We start from the raw sequence: 13838 nt of genomic DNA, 5'->3' as shown, positions 1-13838 counted from the left end.
AGGCGAAGCATCAAACTTCACCTGCTATGCGCCCAACAACCCATAAAATCCATTCAATTAAACTGATCGAAGCATCAATCGCCGTGAACAGATGGGTTTACTCAGCAGCAGCCAGTCCGGCCATCGCGCGGTTCTTCATCAGCTTGTAATTGACCGAATCCATCAGTGCCTGGAAGGATGCGTCGATGATATTGTCCGAGACGCCAACCGTGCGCCAGCGGGCACCGGTCGCATCTCCGGATTCTATCAGAACGCGCGTGATAGCCGCCGTACCGCCATTGAGGATACGCACCTTGAAATCCACCAGTTCAAGATCCTCGATATCGGCCTGAAAACGCCCAAGGTCCTTGCGCAATGCAATATCGAGCGCGTTGACCGGGCCATGTCCTTCGGCGACCGACATGCGAACCTCGCCATCGACCTCAACCTTGACCACGGCCTCGGAAACGGTCTTCAACATGCCGTTGGCATCGAAACGACGCTCGACGAGGCAGCGGAAGGATTCGACCTTGAAGAATTCCGGCTGTGGCGTCAGCATATTGCGCGCAAGCAGCTCGAAACTCGCATCCGCGCCTTCATAGGCATAGCCTTCGGCTTCGCGTTCCTTGACCACGGCAATCAACGTATCGAGACGCACATCGTCCTTCGCAACGCGAATGCCCCGGCGTTCCAGTTCGGCGATGAAATTGGACTTTCCACCCTGATCCGACACCATGACACGCCGGCTGTTACCGACGGATTCCGGTGGCACATGCTCATAGGTCTGCGGTTCCTTGAGCAGCGCGGAAGCATGGATTCCGGCCTTGGTCGCAAATGCGGAAGTGCCAGTATAGGGCGCTTGCTCCGTCGGCGGACGATTCAGGATATCGTCGAAGGCGCGCGAAATCCGCGTGATCCCCTTCAGCGCAGCTGGCTTGATCCCCAGCTCAAAACGCTCGGCCCAATAGGGTTTCAGCGCCAGTGTAGGGATCAGCGAAACGAGATTGGCATTGCCGCAACGCTCGCCTATCCCGTTGAGGGTCCCCTGCACATGGCGAACACCCGCATCGATAGCTGCAAGCGAGACGGCGACCGCCTGCTCGGTGTCGTTATGGGCGTGGATGCCAAGGCTCTCTCCTGGAACTACAGCCGTCACGGCGGCAACAATTTCGGCGATTTCCGACGGTTGCGTGCCGCCATTCGTATCGCAAAGCACAACCCAGCGCGCACCTGCCGAATAGGCAGCCTTGGCACAGGCAAGCGCATATTCGGGATTGGCCTTGTATCCGTCGAAGAAATGCTCGCAATCGACCAGCGCTTCCCGTCCTGCCATACGCGCAGCAGTGACGGAAGCGGTGATCGACTCCAGATTTTCCTCATTGGTACAGCCCAGCGCCAAGCGGACGTGATAGTCCCAGCTCTTGGCAACGAAGCAAACAGCATCGGCAGAGGCCTGAAGCAGACTGGAAAGGCCGGGATCATTGGATGCCGAAACGCCTGCACGCTTCGTCATGCCAAAGGCCACGAACTTGGCGCGAGCGGTCTGGCGACGCTTGAAGAAAGCGGTATCAGTCGGGTTGGCTCCCGGATAACCGCCTTCCACATAATCGACGCCGAGCTCTTCCAGCAGCGCGACAATCGACTTCTTGTCCTCCACGGAAAAATCAATGCCGGGTGTCTGCTGTCCATCCCGCAGAGTGGTGTCGTAGATATAGATGCGTTCGCGTGCCATTATTCTGCTCCCCGCATTCGGGCTGGACAACAACCTCCCGTTTCAAGTTTTGTCCGTCCTCGCACGCTTCGCGGCTGCGGGCGGACGGTAAGCGTCTGCTGCCCATCCCGCAAAGTGGTGTCGTAGATATAGATGCGTTCGCGTGCCATTATTCTGCTCCCCGCATTCGGGCTGGACAGCAACCACTCGTTTCAAATTTTGTCCGTCCTCGCACGCTTCGCGGCTGCGGGCGGACGGTAAGCGTCTGCTGCCCATCCCGCAGAGTGGTGTCGTAAATATAGATGCGTTCGCGTGCCATTGTGCCTGCCTGTCGGTGGGTCTGCGGTCCGGTCAACCTTGCTGTTGCGGCCAGCTTTCAGTGTCGTAATCGGGATGCTGGTAGGAAATCATCGTTCGTACAAATTCGATGGTCTCCGGATCGCGTTCCGTTGTGTAGCCGGGAAGATTTGCAAGTTCCGGCACATAGGGCAGCTGCTTTTCGATGCCCCACTGAACCGTCGGCTCGATTTCCTCCGGCGCATCGAAAGCGCCTATGGCAAGCGCGATCCCGTCGGGCGCTTCGTAGGTAAGCGGCGTGCCGCATTCGGGACAAAAGCCCCGCTGTACATGATTGGACGAACGAAAGCGCTTCGGCTCGTTGCGCGTCCATTCCAGTTTCGCATCGCTCACCGAAACCAGCGGCGCATAGAAATTACCGAACGCTTTCTGGCACATGCGGCAATGGCAGATCGATGCAGCGCCCATCGCGCCGTCGACGCGAAAGCGAACCGCACCGCACTGGCATCCGCCGGTATAGATCGGTTTGTTATCAAGCGTCATATCATCCTCCCTGCTCCATAAGCTTGTTAGCCTACCACATCCCAGCTGGTTGTGCGTTCGCCCGTTGCCGGGTCCTTGCCATCCTTAAGCTGAACACCTTCCTGAAGCAGTTCGTCGCGAATGCGATCAGCCTCGGCCCAGTTCTTCTCATTGATGAAGCGCAGACGCTCCGCGATACGTGCTTCGATGGCTTCACGATCCACTTCCGCCTTTGCAAAGACAGGAATATCTTCAGCCATAACGAAATGCGGATCCAACAAGCCCAGCAGCGCCATGCCCTCGCCTAATCCGGTGATATCGCGTGCTTTGAAAGCCTTGCGCAATGCGGTGATCGCCGTCCAGCTGTTCAAATCGTCAGACAAGGCCTCAACGACTTCACCAACTGCAGTCAGCGTTTCCGGTACAGTGAACTTCCTGTCGCGCAGCAAGCCATACCAGCGATGCAGTTCGTCGGCGGATTCTGCCAGACGCTGCGCCGTCCAGTTGATCGGCTCACGATAATGCGTCTGTAGCATCGACAGGCGTGCCGCCAGACCGATCCAGCGATCACGCGCATCAACGTCATCCCATACGCCCAGTTGCGGCAGGCCTTCGTTCAGCACATCGCGAATGGTGATGAAATTGCCGAGCGATTTCGACATCTTCTGCCCTTCGACCTGCAAGAAGCCGTTATGCATCCAGATGTTTGCCATCCGCTCAGTGCCGAATGCGCAGCATGACTGCGCAATTTCGTTCTCGTGATGCGGGAAGACGAGATCGATGCCGCCGCCATGAATGTCGAACTGGTTCTTCAGCGGATCATCGCACTTCAATCCGCCACCAAACGGCTCAAGCAGCTTGGCCATCGACATGGCCGAGCACTCGATGTGCCAGCCCGGCCGGCCCAGCACCGCAATCCCCGCAGGAGACGACCAGCCCGGCTCGCCCTCTTTCGACGGTTTCCACAAGACGAAATCCATTTCGTCCCGTTTGTAAGACGCGACGTCAACGCGGGCGCCAGCCAGCATTTCATCCAGCGAACGGCGGGCGAGCGCACCATAGCGCGGCCCCTTCCGTTCATTCATGGCGGACGGCGAGAAGAGGACATGGTCCTCAGCCACATAGGCCACACCAAGCTTCACGAGACGATCGATCATCGCGCGCATCTCGTCCATATGCTCGGTTGCACGCGGCTGAACACTGGGCTGCAGATTGCCGAGTGCCGTCACGTCAGCCTGAAACTGCGCATTGGTGCTTTCCGTCACCCGACGAATGGCTTCATTGAAGGCAAGATCAGGGTAATCCCGCGCGGCACGGGCGTTAATCTTGTCATCAACGTCGGTAATGTTGCGCGCATAGGTGACATGTTCTGCGCCATAGACATGACGCAGCAGACGAAACAACACGTCGAAAACGATCACCGGACGGGCATTGCCTATATGCGCGAAGTCATAAACCGTTGGTCCGCAGACATACATGCGCACATTGTCAGCATCGAGAGGAGAAAACTCCTCCTTCGTGCGGGTCAGCGTGTTGTACAGACGCAGTTGTGGCGCATAAGCCATTGTAAATATTCCCCAAATAGACCTGTGAAATCAGTGCGCAACTGACCGCAGCCGACTGGCCGGGGCGTTATCATCCAATTTTTATGAAAGGGAGACGAAAACGGCCGGGCCAGCAAACTGCTAGCCAATAATAATCGCACAAATACAAATGATCGTGGTCGGCGTTTTCATGGCTGCACTTATCCTCAGCAGGAGTGCTTCCGTCAAGAACTTTCGCTAAGCGGCTGATAGTTTAGTGAGATCACCAAGCATGTTGTATTTTTGCAACCTGCATATCCCCCTTTCCCGCGTTAACCGGAAAACCGCAAAACCGGCTCCAAACAGCCTTCATTCGGTCTCAATCAATCACAAAATGGTGAGCAGGCATTATCGAAAGGAAGGACCAATGTCTAAGAGTGAACTGCAACCCCGCCAAGACCGACTGGTTGATAAATACCGCGAAATCGGGCCTGCCGTGCTTGTTGCAGCATTGCTGAACGCAACGCGGCGCAGCAGCGACGGTCGTAACGACAATCGCCGGCGTTCCATTCTCGCCGTCAAGAAGACAGGCTGAAGAAGCTGATGTCGTTCAGCGCCGAGCCGCGCAGGCTCGGCAATCAGAGTCGGTGGATGCGTAACAAATAGCGCCAGTTCAGCAAGACTGGCGGTCACGGTCAGAACATCGAAAGCTGCCCGCCATTTCCGTCATCGGTTTCGGGCTTGTTCTTTCGCTTTGGCTTTGCATGCTCCGAAGGAACCTGTTCCTCTACACGCTCCTGCAAATCGGGCGTTGTGTTGGCCACCTTGTTGACCTTGTCCGACACCGGAATTGCTTCAAAGAAATCATCCTGAGCCGGACGCATGATATCCGCTACTTCGCGCGGCAGAAAACGTTTGCAGTCCAGCCAGCGGGCAAAATCTTCCGGCTGCACAACAACAGGCATCCGTTCATGGATCGGCCGCAACAGGCCGTTGGCACTCGTCGTCAATATGCCTCCGGTATCGATCTGCGATCCGTCCGCACTGCTCCATGTCTCGATCAAGCCGCCAAAAGCGACAATTCCGCCCTTTCGCGGGCGCACCCAGTAGGCTTGAGCCTTGTTCTTCCCCTCACGGCGCCATTCATAGAAACCCGATGCCGGGATCAGGGCTCGCCGATGGTTCAGCGCCGCACGGAACGAATTCTTCTCTGCAGCCGTCTCGGAGCGGATGTTGAACATGAGCGGCCAGTCGTTCGGGTCTTTGACCCATGACGGGACAAAGCCCCATCGCACCAGCAAGCCGACGCGATCCGGCCTGTTGCTGCCCGGCGGTAGCGTTTCCCCGCCCAGAATAGTCAATATGGGTTGCGTTGGCGCGATGTTGTATCGTGGAGGAAAATCCTCTGCGATCAATGCGGCCGCGAAGGCTTCCAGCTCCTCCCGGCTTGCAGTCAATGAAAAACGTCCACACATGGTAGCCATGTTTAGCGTTTTTCTGCGCCGGTCAAGGGGTGCTTTTCCATTACCAACGGTGTAGCTCTAGCGTGATGAAAACAGTTCCCGTAGTTCCGATACCTCTGAAGATTCATGGTGTTTCGCTGATCTGCAGACGCGAAGGGCGCTTCCTTCTGGTCGAGCGCGGGAAGGAGCCGTGGAAAGGCTGGCTTGCCTTTCCGGGAGGAAGTATCGAACCGGGCGAAACACCCGAACAAGCCGCGATCCGCGAACTCAAGGAAGAAACGGCGCTTGATGCAAGGGCGCTATCTCACGTCATTACTGTAGATCTGGCGCTTGAGGGAAAGGCATATGACAAGAGCTATTATCTGTCTGTGTTCCGGGCCATCGAAGTTTCGGGGCAGGAAATTGCCGGAGACGACGCCGCATCCATTCACTGGCTGACAATAGAAGAAATGGCGTCCGCAAAGGTGACGGACAGTACCCTCGATGTCGCCCGCACGGTGGCGGAAAATGAAGACGAGCGCTTGGATATTAATCCTGTTTAGCGATCTGCCTTGAAGAGGCCCCGATTTATAGCAATAGCTCATTTTCAGGTGAGAGGTTTTCGATTGAAAAGCATTCCGTTTTTTCGACCGGCTATCTGCTTCTCGATCGCTTTATGGGTCGGGGCGGCATGTCCGGCTTCCGCTCAGGACGCGCCCTATGAAGGGAAGATGTTGCGGCTCGCCGAAATTCTCGGCTCGCTTCACTATCTGCGCAATCTGTGTGGCGAAGCTGGCAGCGAATGGCGCGATCGGATGGATGCGATTGTGACGGCGGAAAAGCCTTCCGAAGCCGAACGGGTGCGGCTCATTTCGAGCTTCAACCACGGGTATCGCGTGTTCAGCGACAATTATACCCGCTGCACCCCTTCGGCGCTTGCGGCGATTGATCGCTACATGAAAGAAGGCGAGGACTTGTCGAACGAGATCATCTCGCGCTATGGAAATTAACCAATCATTCACTCTTGTGCGGATTGACAGGATTAGTTCGTTCAAATCCGTGATAATCTGTTAACACTGTCTTAAGAAGGCAGTCACGTTGCCAGATGGTTGAGCTCCCGCGAAACGGTGAGACACCGACAGTGCAACAGAAAGGCGAAAGCCAGGATGAAGTCTATGGAACATGCACCGGCCGATCTGGACGAAATGATTGCGCGCGAGAAGAAACTCGTCGCGATCGAATATCACAACGAGGCCTGGGCAGACGGTATCTCTGAAGGTATCGAACCGGAAATCCTTGCCGAAGCAGCCTTTACGACCGCGCTTACTGAACTGATCCGTGAAGCGGGCGACGATTGTGCGCTGGAGCTGATTGAGAAAATGCGCGAACAGATTGTAGCGGGAACCTTCCTGCCGCAGCGCATTCTTCAATAGCATCGATAGAACGCCGGTCGCGGGACCAGACCGGCGTAGCAGTTCCCTCCCGGCGTCCCTCTTCTTGCGCCAAATGTCATTCCCGATCAGGAACTTCGCCTCGCTCCGAGCTTTATTGGCCGGGTTATTCCTTGCCTGTGGCATTGCCTTGCCCGCAGCCGCGGCAAGCTCTTTTGACCTCGCGCTGGCGGACCAGTCGGACTTCCTGCAACGCCCCGGCGGCCGTGCAGTGACGGATGAAAGCGACAGCTCTTCCCCTATTCCCCTGCCTGGCGCGCTTCCTCGCGCGGTGCCAAGAGTGTCGCCGGACAACGCACCTGCCCCGGCTGCATCCTCCAAGCCCATGCCGGAAATCCACCGCGATTTCGACAAGCTGCCCGAGCCTGTGAGGCTGACGCGTGAGCGCATGCTGGAAGCTGCCCGCTCCGGCGACATTGAGCAATTGCGACCGCTCCTCGGCGTCGAGGACAAGGCCACCCAGCTCTCGCTTGAGGATCATGAGGAAGACGTTATCGATTTCCTCAAATCGCTGTCGGGCGACGAAGCAGGCCGTGAAGTTCTGGCAATCATCGTCGATCTACTGGATACCGGCTATGTGCATCTGAATGCAGGCAAGGACGACGAGGTTTATGTCTGGCCCTATTTCTACGCCATGCCCCTCGACAGACTGACGCCGCCGCAGATCGTGGAGCTTTTCGAAATCGTCACCGCCGGTGATTTCGAGGATATGAAGAAAGCAGGCGGCTATATCTTCTACAGTATCGGTATCGGGCCGGACGGTAGCTGGCGCTTTTTCACTGCGGGTGAATAGTCAGACCCCGAAACGTACCCGGCTCGGCGGCTCGTTGTAGATGCGTTGCCAGACCCGGCGAAACTGCCGTGCGGAAGCAAAACCCGCTTGCGCCGCTACATTCTCGATATCGAGCTCGGAATTCAAAAGCATCTCGCGCGCAAGGCTGATCTTGAGACGATTGACATAGTCGGTCACCGTCATTCCGGCATATTCATTGAACAGACGCGAGAAGTTGCGCGGACTCGCACCGCCAATATCCGCCAGTCGTTCCACCGACCATTCCGCCGCCGGATCGTGCGCGATGGCATCCTGTGCGCGATGCACAACCGGATTCATATGGTTTCGCCCATCAAGCCAGGGCGATAGTTGCGGATCACTGCCACTGCGCCGCAGATAAACGACCAGATAACGCGCAACCGCCAGCGCCGTGGCGTGATCGGTCAGCCCTGCAACGATGTGCAGCATCAGATCGATGCCTGCAGTGATGCCCGCGCTCGTCAGCCGCTCGCCGTCTTCAACGAACAGCCTGTTCTCATGCACGCGTGCAGCAGGCGCCAGCCGTTCGAGTTCACCAAGCGTTAGATGGTGCGTGGTGCAGGAATAGCCGTCGAGTAATCCCGCGCGCGCTGCGAGCAGCGCACCGGAACAGATCGTCACCAGCCGCACACCGGGGCGAACTGCCCGGCGAAGCCATAGAACGATTTCATTTTCCAGTGCCGCATCAGCGGATCGGTGGATCTCCGCGTTTCCAAGCGGAATATCGGCAGCACCCGAAACAATGACCAGTGCGTCATCTGGCAAGGCTTCTGGCAAAGGCTCCACCCCCGCCACTGGCAGACCGATGGAACTAAGCACGGTCGATGCTGGCCCGATATAACAAACGTCGAACCGTAACTTATGCTGTTCAAGATTTGCCTTGCGCAAAACCTCCAGCGGTCCCGCCACGTCGAGCAGAAGCACACGCGGCGGGATTACGACATAAACCGGAACTACCCGGACAATGTCCGCTTGGTCACTCATGCTGCCTTCCGTTCTCCGGACGTGGCGAGCGCCTGTTCCACAGTTACGAGACGAGCAAAGCGATTGACCAGAACAAGCTCCGTGCGAGCCTTGATGTCCGCAGCGCTCCACTCATGGCCGCTTGCGTCAGTCATGGGAAAGGTCAATGTCGCTTCACTGACGAAATCGACGTGATATCCAAAATCCGATGCCTGCCGTGTTGTCGTCTCGCAGCATTGCTCTGTGCGGATACCCGAAACCAGCACACGGCGGATACCATTGGCAACCAGCCACACATCAAGCCCGCTTCCCACCAGCGCGCTGTGGCGACGCTTGCGGAAAACCGCGTCGGGTTCAATCGACAGGGGCGAAATCGCCTTCACCAGACCCGATGCTTCCGAGAATGGGCCTTCATTCTCGACATGGAAAATCTGCACCACCGGAATACCGGCACGCTTGGCGCCATCGATCAGCGCCTGCTGGCGTTCAATATAGGCGCCAACCTCTTCGTCCCGGTAGTAAGGCCGGTGGCGGAATGACTCCTGAGCGTCGATAACCAGCAAAGCAGTATCTTGAGCGGACATTTTTGTTCTCCTGGTAAAAAGACTATAGGGAGAGAATACGCCTTGCAACTTGGATCAAAAGCCACCTGACGGACAAAGAGCGGACAGATTACGCCAATAGGTTACCAGCTCCTTACCTTAAAGAAGATCACCAAGAGGAGGCGCATACTTTGCTGGCGTAAACTCGACGACGTCATAAGTTGCCAGTCCGTGTTGCCTGAAAGGATCAAGCCTCAGTATCGCGTCCAGCTCGCTCTTGCTGACTTTACCGCTTGCGAGGATCACGCCGCCGTCTCGTGGGTTTTTCGGCCCGGAAGCCAGGAAGACGCCATCCGCATATTGCCGGTCCAGAAATTCCCGATGCGCTTCGAGATGCCTCCCGATCTCCTCAAGAGGCTTGATGTAGGTCAGGTTGACAACGAACATGAGACGACCTTCAGCGATGCGGCAATGCCTCGAGGAATTCCACCGGCTCGCCCTTGTTGGCGTTGACGATCTCCGCTTCCCACATCACCTTTATGCCGCGCACGAAAGTGCCAATCGGCCATCCGGTAACAGTCTTGCCATGATAGGGTGTCCAGCCGGCTTTCGAACCGGCCTGCTCATGCGTGATCGTTTCGCGGCGCTTCATGTCCACGATGGTCAGGTCGGCATCGTAGCCGACTGCAATACGACCCTTGCGCGCCATACCGAAAATACGGTTCGGGCCATGGCTGGAAAGATCGACGAAGCGCTCCAGCGTGAGCCTGCCCGCATTGATGTGATCAAGCATGATCGGCACCAGTGTCTGCACGCCTGTCATGCCGGACGGGGAAGCCGGATAAGGCTTCTGCTTTTCTTCGAGTGTATGCGGAGCGTGGTCAGAACCGAGCACATCGACAATACCCTGATCGATGCCCTTCCATACGCCATCGCGGTGACGCTTGTCACGGACAGGCGGGTTCATCTGGATGAGATTGCCGAGCGTCTTGTAATCGTCTGCCGACAAGGTGAGATGATGCGGCGTTGCTTCGCACGTCGCGACATCCTTGTGATCTTTCAGGAAGTCGATTTCTTCGGCTGTGGAGATATGCAGTACGTGAATGCGGGCGCCGGTATCGCGTGCGATGCGCACAAGCCGTTCCGTGCATTGAAGTGCTGCAACTTCATCGCGCCAGACCGGATGGCTCGACGGGTCACCCTGCACGCGCAGGCCTTCGCGTTCTTTCAACCGGAACTCGTCTTCAGAGTGGAAGGCCGCGCGACGGCGCGTATTCTTCAGGATCGAACGAACGCCATCATCGTCTTCAACAAGCAGATCGCCGGTGGACGATCCCATGAAAACCTTGATCCCGGCAGCGCCCGGCAAGCGCTCCAGTTCAGCAACGTCGTTTGCATTGTCGCGCGTACCACCGACCCAGAAAGCGAAATCGCAATGCATGCGATGGCGGCCACGACGAATCTTGTCTTCCAGCGTCTCGGCGGAAGTGGTGAGCGGCTTGGTGTTCGGCATCTCGAACACGGAGGTCACCCCACCCAGCACGGCTGCGAGTGAACCGGTTTCGAGATCTTCCTTGTGTTCAAGGCCAGGTTCGCGGAAATGGACCTGGCTATCCACCACGCCGGGCAGAATATGCAGGCCGGTGCAGTCGATCACCTCACCTGCCGTATGTGTGGAAAGAGAGCCTATGGCAGCGATGCGACCATTGCGAATACCGACGTCGCGTTGGCCTATACCGTCGTGATTGACGATGGTTGCACCCTTCAAAATCGTATCGAATGTTTCGGCCATAGTTGTCTCCTGCCAGATTGATAGGACTTGCGAGCCTTTCCATTGGGGCTTACGTAACGAAGGCGCGAAAGGCAAGGACGAAGCGATGACGACGGCAGTTGAAGTGGTAAATCTTTCAAACAGGGCTTTGGTTCATATCACTGGCGAAGAGGCGGAAAAATTTCTGCAGGCTGTGATTACCACCGACCTCGACAAGCTTGGACCGGACAACCTGAAACCGGGAGCATTGCTCGCTCCGCAAGGGAAAATCCTGTTCGATTTTCTCGTTTCACGCATTGATGGCGGCTTGCGTTTCGATCTCCCGGTAAGCATTGCCGCCGATTTCATCAAACGTATCACCCTCTATAGGCTGCGTGCGAAAGCCGAAATAACGCAACTACCAGAATCGCTTGTCAGTGTTTCCTGGCAAACTGAATCACATCCTTCACAGAATGATTCAATCAAGCGGGACAGCCGCTTTCCGACCGAGCTGAACGTACACCGGATTTACGGTCCGGCCGATGGCACGACCGATGAAAGCGCATGGACAAAGCTGCGCGCAGAGTATGGCATAGCGGAAGGCGAAACGGATTTCGCTTATAATGACGTATTCCCGCATGACGTCAATTTCGACCAGACCGGCGGCGTTTCCTTCCCGAAAGGCTGTTTCATCGGGCAGGAAGTCGTGTCGCGCATGCAGCATCGCGGTACGGCTCGGCGGCGCGTTCTGGTGGCACACTCCGATGGAAATCTGCCTCCGATGGGTACGCCTATTACCGTTGATGGGCGCGAGATCGGCACGACAGGAAGCTCCGCTGACACTATCGGCATCGCGCTTGTGCGCATCGATCGCGCCAAGGATGCGATAGATGCGGGTAGTCCGATTCTGGCTGGCGAAGCGCCCATAACACTTACCTTGCCGCCTCACGTGCGGTTCGGGTTTCCGGAAGCTGAAGCGGGTAACGCCTGATGGCAAGCGCCGACCGATCTTCCGGCAAGACACGTGCCTGGCAACGCATGTTGTCGGGACGCCGTCTCGACCTGCTTGACCCCTCGCCGCTCGATATTGAAATCGAAGATATTGCTCACGGCCTTGCCCGTGTTGCGCGCTGGAACGGTCAGACTGTTGGTGAACATGCTTTTTCGGTCGCACAGCATTCGCTGCTCGTGGATCAGATATTCAACCGGCTGGTGCCCGATGCCAGCGTTGAATGGCAGCTATTGTCACTCCTGCACGACGCACCGGAATATGTGATCGGTGACATGATCTCGCCCTTCAAGGCGGTGATGGGTGGCAACTACAAGATAATCGAAACGCGGCTGGAAAACGCAATTCACCTGCGCTTCTCGCTGCCGGTAACTGTGCCTGCGCAGCTCAAGACGCTGATCAAGCGCGCGGATCAGGTTGCCGCTTTCTTTGAAGCCACGCGACTTGCCGGTTTCACCGAGACCGAGGCCGTTAAATATTTCGGGCGCCCGCGTGGCTTCGACCCCGCAGGGCTGGATATCGCACCGCGCCCCACACAAGACGTGCAGATGGATTTCCTGGCGCGATTTGCGGCATTGGACAAGGCACGACACCCCCGATGAGCCGGATCGTCGTGACGCCCTTGTCGCAACTGGCAACACAACTCGCATCGCACCAGCCCAGCCATGTCGTGACGCTTGGAAGCGAGGCCCCGGCGGCTCTGCCTGATGGCTACGATGCCGTCCGTCTGTCGCTGACATTCAACGATATTATCGAATTGCGCGAGGGGTTGGTCGCCCCCGATGAAACCCATGTGCGGGGACTTCTGAACTTCGCGAAGAGCTGGTCCATGGATGCGCCTTTGCTCATCCATTGTTATGCTGGCATTTCTCGTTCTACGGCCGCGGCTTATATCATCGCTTCGGCTTTAAACCCGGCGCTGGATGAAAGCGAGCTTGCCGCGCTTGTTCGCAGCCTGTCACCATCTGCGACGCCGAATATCCGGCTCATATCGCTCGCAGACGAAGTTCTGGGGCGAAACGGACGAATGACTGCGGCCATACGCGCAATCGGACGCGGAGCGGATGCCTTCGAAGGTGAGGTTTTCAGCTTGCCTGCGAGACATTGATCGCTCGCCCGAGAGCATTCAAAAACCCGCCGCGCGCATCAGGCGGTGTTACAGCACGCGGCTCCCAGACATGCCGCATCAGAAAATAGCCGGTCATCGTGAAGGCATGATCGATGTCGTCATAGGACGACGCGCGAACAGCAGTATTGTTGACGAAGCCGGGCAGCAGCAGCAGCTTGTCGGCCCAAGGCGCCCCGGCATCACGGCAGACCGCGCGCCCGGATTTCGGCGACACATAGATCAGGTCTTCCTTGACGCCTGTTGCCGCGCATTTCTTGAGATCAAGGCCGAAGCCCAGCTCTTCAAGCATCATCACTTCGAAACGCAGCACCAGTTCGCCAGAGGCCAACGGATCGTCAAAATGTTCGATGATGAGCCGCAATGTCTCATAGAGGCCGCGATGCGGATCGCGTTCCGGCAGGAGACGCAAATGGGAAGCCGCCAGTTGGATACCGTATAACGCCACTGGCGTTTCGATGAGGCGGGCGGCGGCAAATTCCAGCGGTTCGATGGTAAAACTGCCCATATGCTCGTCCAGCCGCGCCCACCATGTCACGTCCACATGATTGCCCGGCTGTAGCAAAGGCTGCATGCGGCGGGAACGCCCGCCGCGCACCATACCCATATGGCGGCCATGCTCACGGGTCATCACTTCCACGATGGCGCTTGTCTCGCCATGGCGTCGTGTCCCGAGAATTATGCCTTCATCGCGCCATTCCATGGCCGCCAG

Annotated in this window: 18 protein-coding genes; 8 read left to right on the top strand and 10 right to left on the bottom strand. The window is 57.2% G+C overall.

From position 1 onward, the window contains the following. Nucleotides 1-97: 97 nt before the first annotated feature. From cimA to cysS, 4 genes are all read right to left on the bottom strand, one after another. A complete protein-coding gene (gene cimA, locus KWJ32_RS20070) occupies nucleotides 98-1711 on the bottom strand; it encodes a citramalate synthase (protein ID WP_256886190.1) in 1614 nt (537 codons plus the stop codon). Nucleotides 1712-1859: 148 nt separating this feature from the next. After that, nucleotides 1860-2009 (bottom strand): 2-isopropylmalate synthase, encoded by a 150-nt coding sequence (locus tag KWJ32_RS28285; protein ID WP_312196646.1) that lies wholly within the window; start codon nucleotides 2007-2009, stop codon nucleotides 1860-1862. Between the two features lie 32 nt (nucleotides 2010-2041). Further along, nucleotides 2042-2530: a GFA family protein gene (locus KWJ32_RS20065; RefSeq protein ID WP_256886189.1), complete on the bottom strand. Its 489-nt coding sequence runs from the start codon at nucleotides 2528-2530 to the stop codon at nucleotides 2042-2044. A 26-nt stretch (nucleotides 2531-2556) separates the two neighbouring features. After that, nucleotides 2557-4074, bottom strand: coding sequence for a cysteine--tRNA ligase (gene cysS / locus KWJ32_RS20060; protein WP_256886188.1), 1518 nt, complete (start codon nucleotides 4072-4074; stop codon nucleotides 2557-2559). Between the two features lie 385 nt (nucleotides 4075-4459). Between cysS and KWJ32_RS20055 the strand changes: the two genes are divergently transcribed. Beyond that, nucleotides 4460-4627, top strand: coding sequence for a hypothetical protein (locus KWJ32_RS20055; RefSeq protein ID WP_010661656.1), 168 nt, complete (start codon nucleotides 4460-4462; stop codon nucleotides 4625-4627). Nucleotides 4628-4727: 100 nt separating this feature from the next. Here the strand turns inward: KWJ32_RS20055 and KWJ32_RS20050 are convergent, their stop codons facing one another. Further along, on the bottom strand, nucleotides 4728-5507 hold the full coding sequence (locus KWJ32_RS20050; protein WP_256886214.1) for an SOS response-associated peptidase: 780 nt from the start codon (nucleotides 5505-5507) through the stop codon (nucleotides 4728-4730). 74 nt (nucleotides 5508-5581) lie between these two features. On the opposite strand from KWJ32_RS20050, the gene KWJ32_RS20045 reads away from it, so the two are divergent. The 4 genes from KWJ32_RS20045 to KWJ32_RS20030 all read left to right on the top strand — a co-directional run bounded on the left by KWJ32_RS20045 (nucleotide 5582) and on the right by KWJ32_RS20030 (nucleotide 7718). Continuing rightward, complete coding sequence (locus tag KWJ32_RS20045; protein ID WP_029376312.1) at nucleotides 5582-6037, top strand: NUDIX domain-containing protein; 456 nt, start codon at nucleotides 5582-5584, stop codon at nucleotides 6035-6037. A 93-nt stretch (nucleotides 6038-6130) separates the two neighbouring features. After that, nucleotides 6131-6484: a TIGR02301 family protein gene (locus KWJ32_RS20040; protein ID WP_308669816.1), complete on the top strand. Its 354-nt coding sequence runs from the start codon at nucleotides 6131-6133 to the stop codon at nucleotides 6482-6484. 156 nt (nucleotides 6485-6640) lie between these two features. Then, entirely contained in the window at nucleotides 6641-6907 is a 267-nt protein-coding gene (locus KWJ32_RS20035) for a hypothetical protein (protein ID WP_010661652.1), read from the top strand. Nucleotides 6908-6980: 73 nt separating this feature from the next. Further along, nucleotides 6981-7718 (top strand): hypothetical protein, encoded by a 738-nt coding sequence (locus tag KWJ32_RS20030; RefSeq protein WP_029925242.1) that lies wholly within the window; start codon nucleotides 6981-6983, stop codon nucleotides 7716-7718. Here the strand turns inward: KWJ32_RS20030 and KWJ32_RS20025 are convergent, their stop codons facing one another. The 4 genes from KWJ32_RS20025 to KWJ32_RS20010 all read right to left on the bottom strand — a co-directional run bounded on the left by KWJ32_RS20025 (nucleotide 7719) and on the right by KWJ32_RS20010 (nucleotide 11033). Then, a complete protein-coding gene (locus KWJ32_RS20025; RefSeq protein WP_036585787.1) occupies nucleotides 7719-8720 on the bottom strand; it encodes a helix-turn-helix domain-containing protein in 1002 nt (333 codons plus the stop codon). Further along, complete coding sequence (locus KWJ32_RS20020) at nucleotides 8717-9283, bottom strand: isochorismatase family protein (RefSeq protein WP_256886187.1); 567 nt, start codon at nucleotides 9281-9283, stop codon at nucleotides 8717-8719. Before KWJ32_RS20020 ends, KWJ32_RS20025 begins: the two co-directional genes overlap by 4 nt. Nucleotides 9284-9400: 117 nt before the next feature. Then, entirely contained in the window at nucleotides 9401-9688 is a 288-nt protein-coding gene (locus KWJ32_RS20015) for a YciI family protein (protein WP_036585790.1), read from the bottom strand. Nucleotides 9689-9698: 10 nt separating this feature from the next. Further along, nucleotides 9699-11033 (bottom strand): dihydroorotase, encoded by a 1335-nt coding sequence (locus KWJ32_RS20010; RefSeq protein ID WP_012092408.1) that lies wholly within the window; start codon nucleotides 11031-11033, stop codon nucleotides 9699-9701. Between the two features lie 85 nt (nucleotides 11034-11118). Between KWJ32_RS20010 and KWJ32_RS20005 the strand changes: the two genes are divergently transcribed. Genes KWJ32_RS20005 through KWJ32_RS19995 form a run of 3 tightly spaced genes read left to right on the top strand, consistent with a single transcriptional unit; the run spans nucleotide 11119 to nucleotide 13108 of the window. Then, nucleotides 11119-11982, top strand: coding sequence for a folate-binding protein YgfZ (locus KWJ32_RS20005; RefSeq protein ID WP_235916974.1), 864 nt, complete (start codon nucleotides 11119-11121; stop codon nucleotides 11980-11982). Next, nucleotides 11982-12602, top strand: coding sequence for an HD family hydrolase (locus KWJ32_RS20000; protein ID WP_029925250.1), 621 nt, complete (start codon nucleotides 11982-11984; stop codon nucleotides 12600-12602). Before KWJ32_RS20005 ends, KWJ32_RS20000 begins: the two co-directional genes overlap by 1 nt. After that, nucleotides 12599-13108: a tyrosine phosphatase family protein gene (locus KWJ32_RS19995; RefSeq protein WP_010661644.1), complete on the top strand. Its 510-nt coding sequence runs from the start codon at nucleotides 12599-12601 to the stop codon at nucleotides 13106-13108. Before KWJ32_RS20000 ends, KWJ32_RS19995 begins: the two co-directional genes overlap by 4 nt. On the opposite strand, the gene recO is transcribed toward KWJ32_RS19995, so the two are convergent. Continuing rightward, on the bottom strand, nucleotides 13086-13829 hold the full coding sequence (gene recO / locus KWJ32_RS19990) for a DNA repair protein RecO (protein ID WP_010661643.1): 744 nt from the start codon (nucleotides 13827-13829) through the stop codon (nucleotides 13086-13088). The genes KWJ32_RS19995 and recO overlap by 23 nt on opposite strands. Nucleotides 13830-13838 lie beyond the last annotated feature (9 nt).

Origin of the sequence: Ochrobactrum sp. BTU2 (assembly GCF_024539785.1) — a bacterium.
GTDB lineage: Bacteria > Pseudomonadota > Alphaproteobacteria > Rhizobiales > Rhizobiaceae > Brucella > Brucella anthropi.
This window is presented reverse-complemented; position numbering and strand designations above follow the sequence as displayed.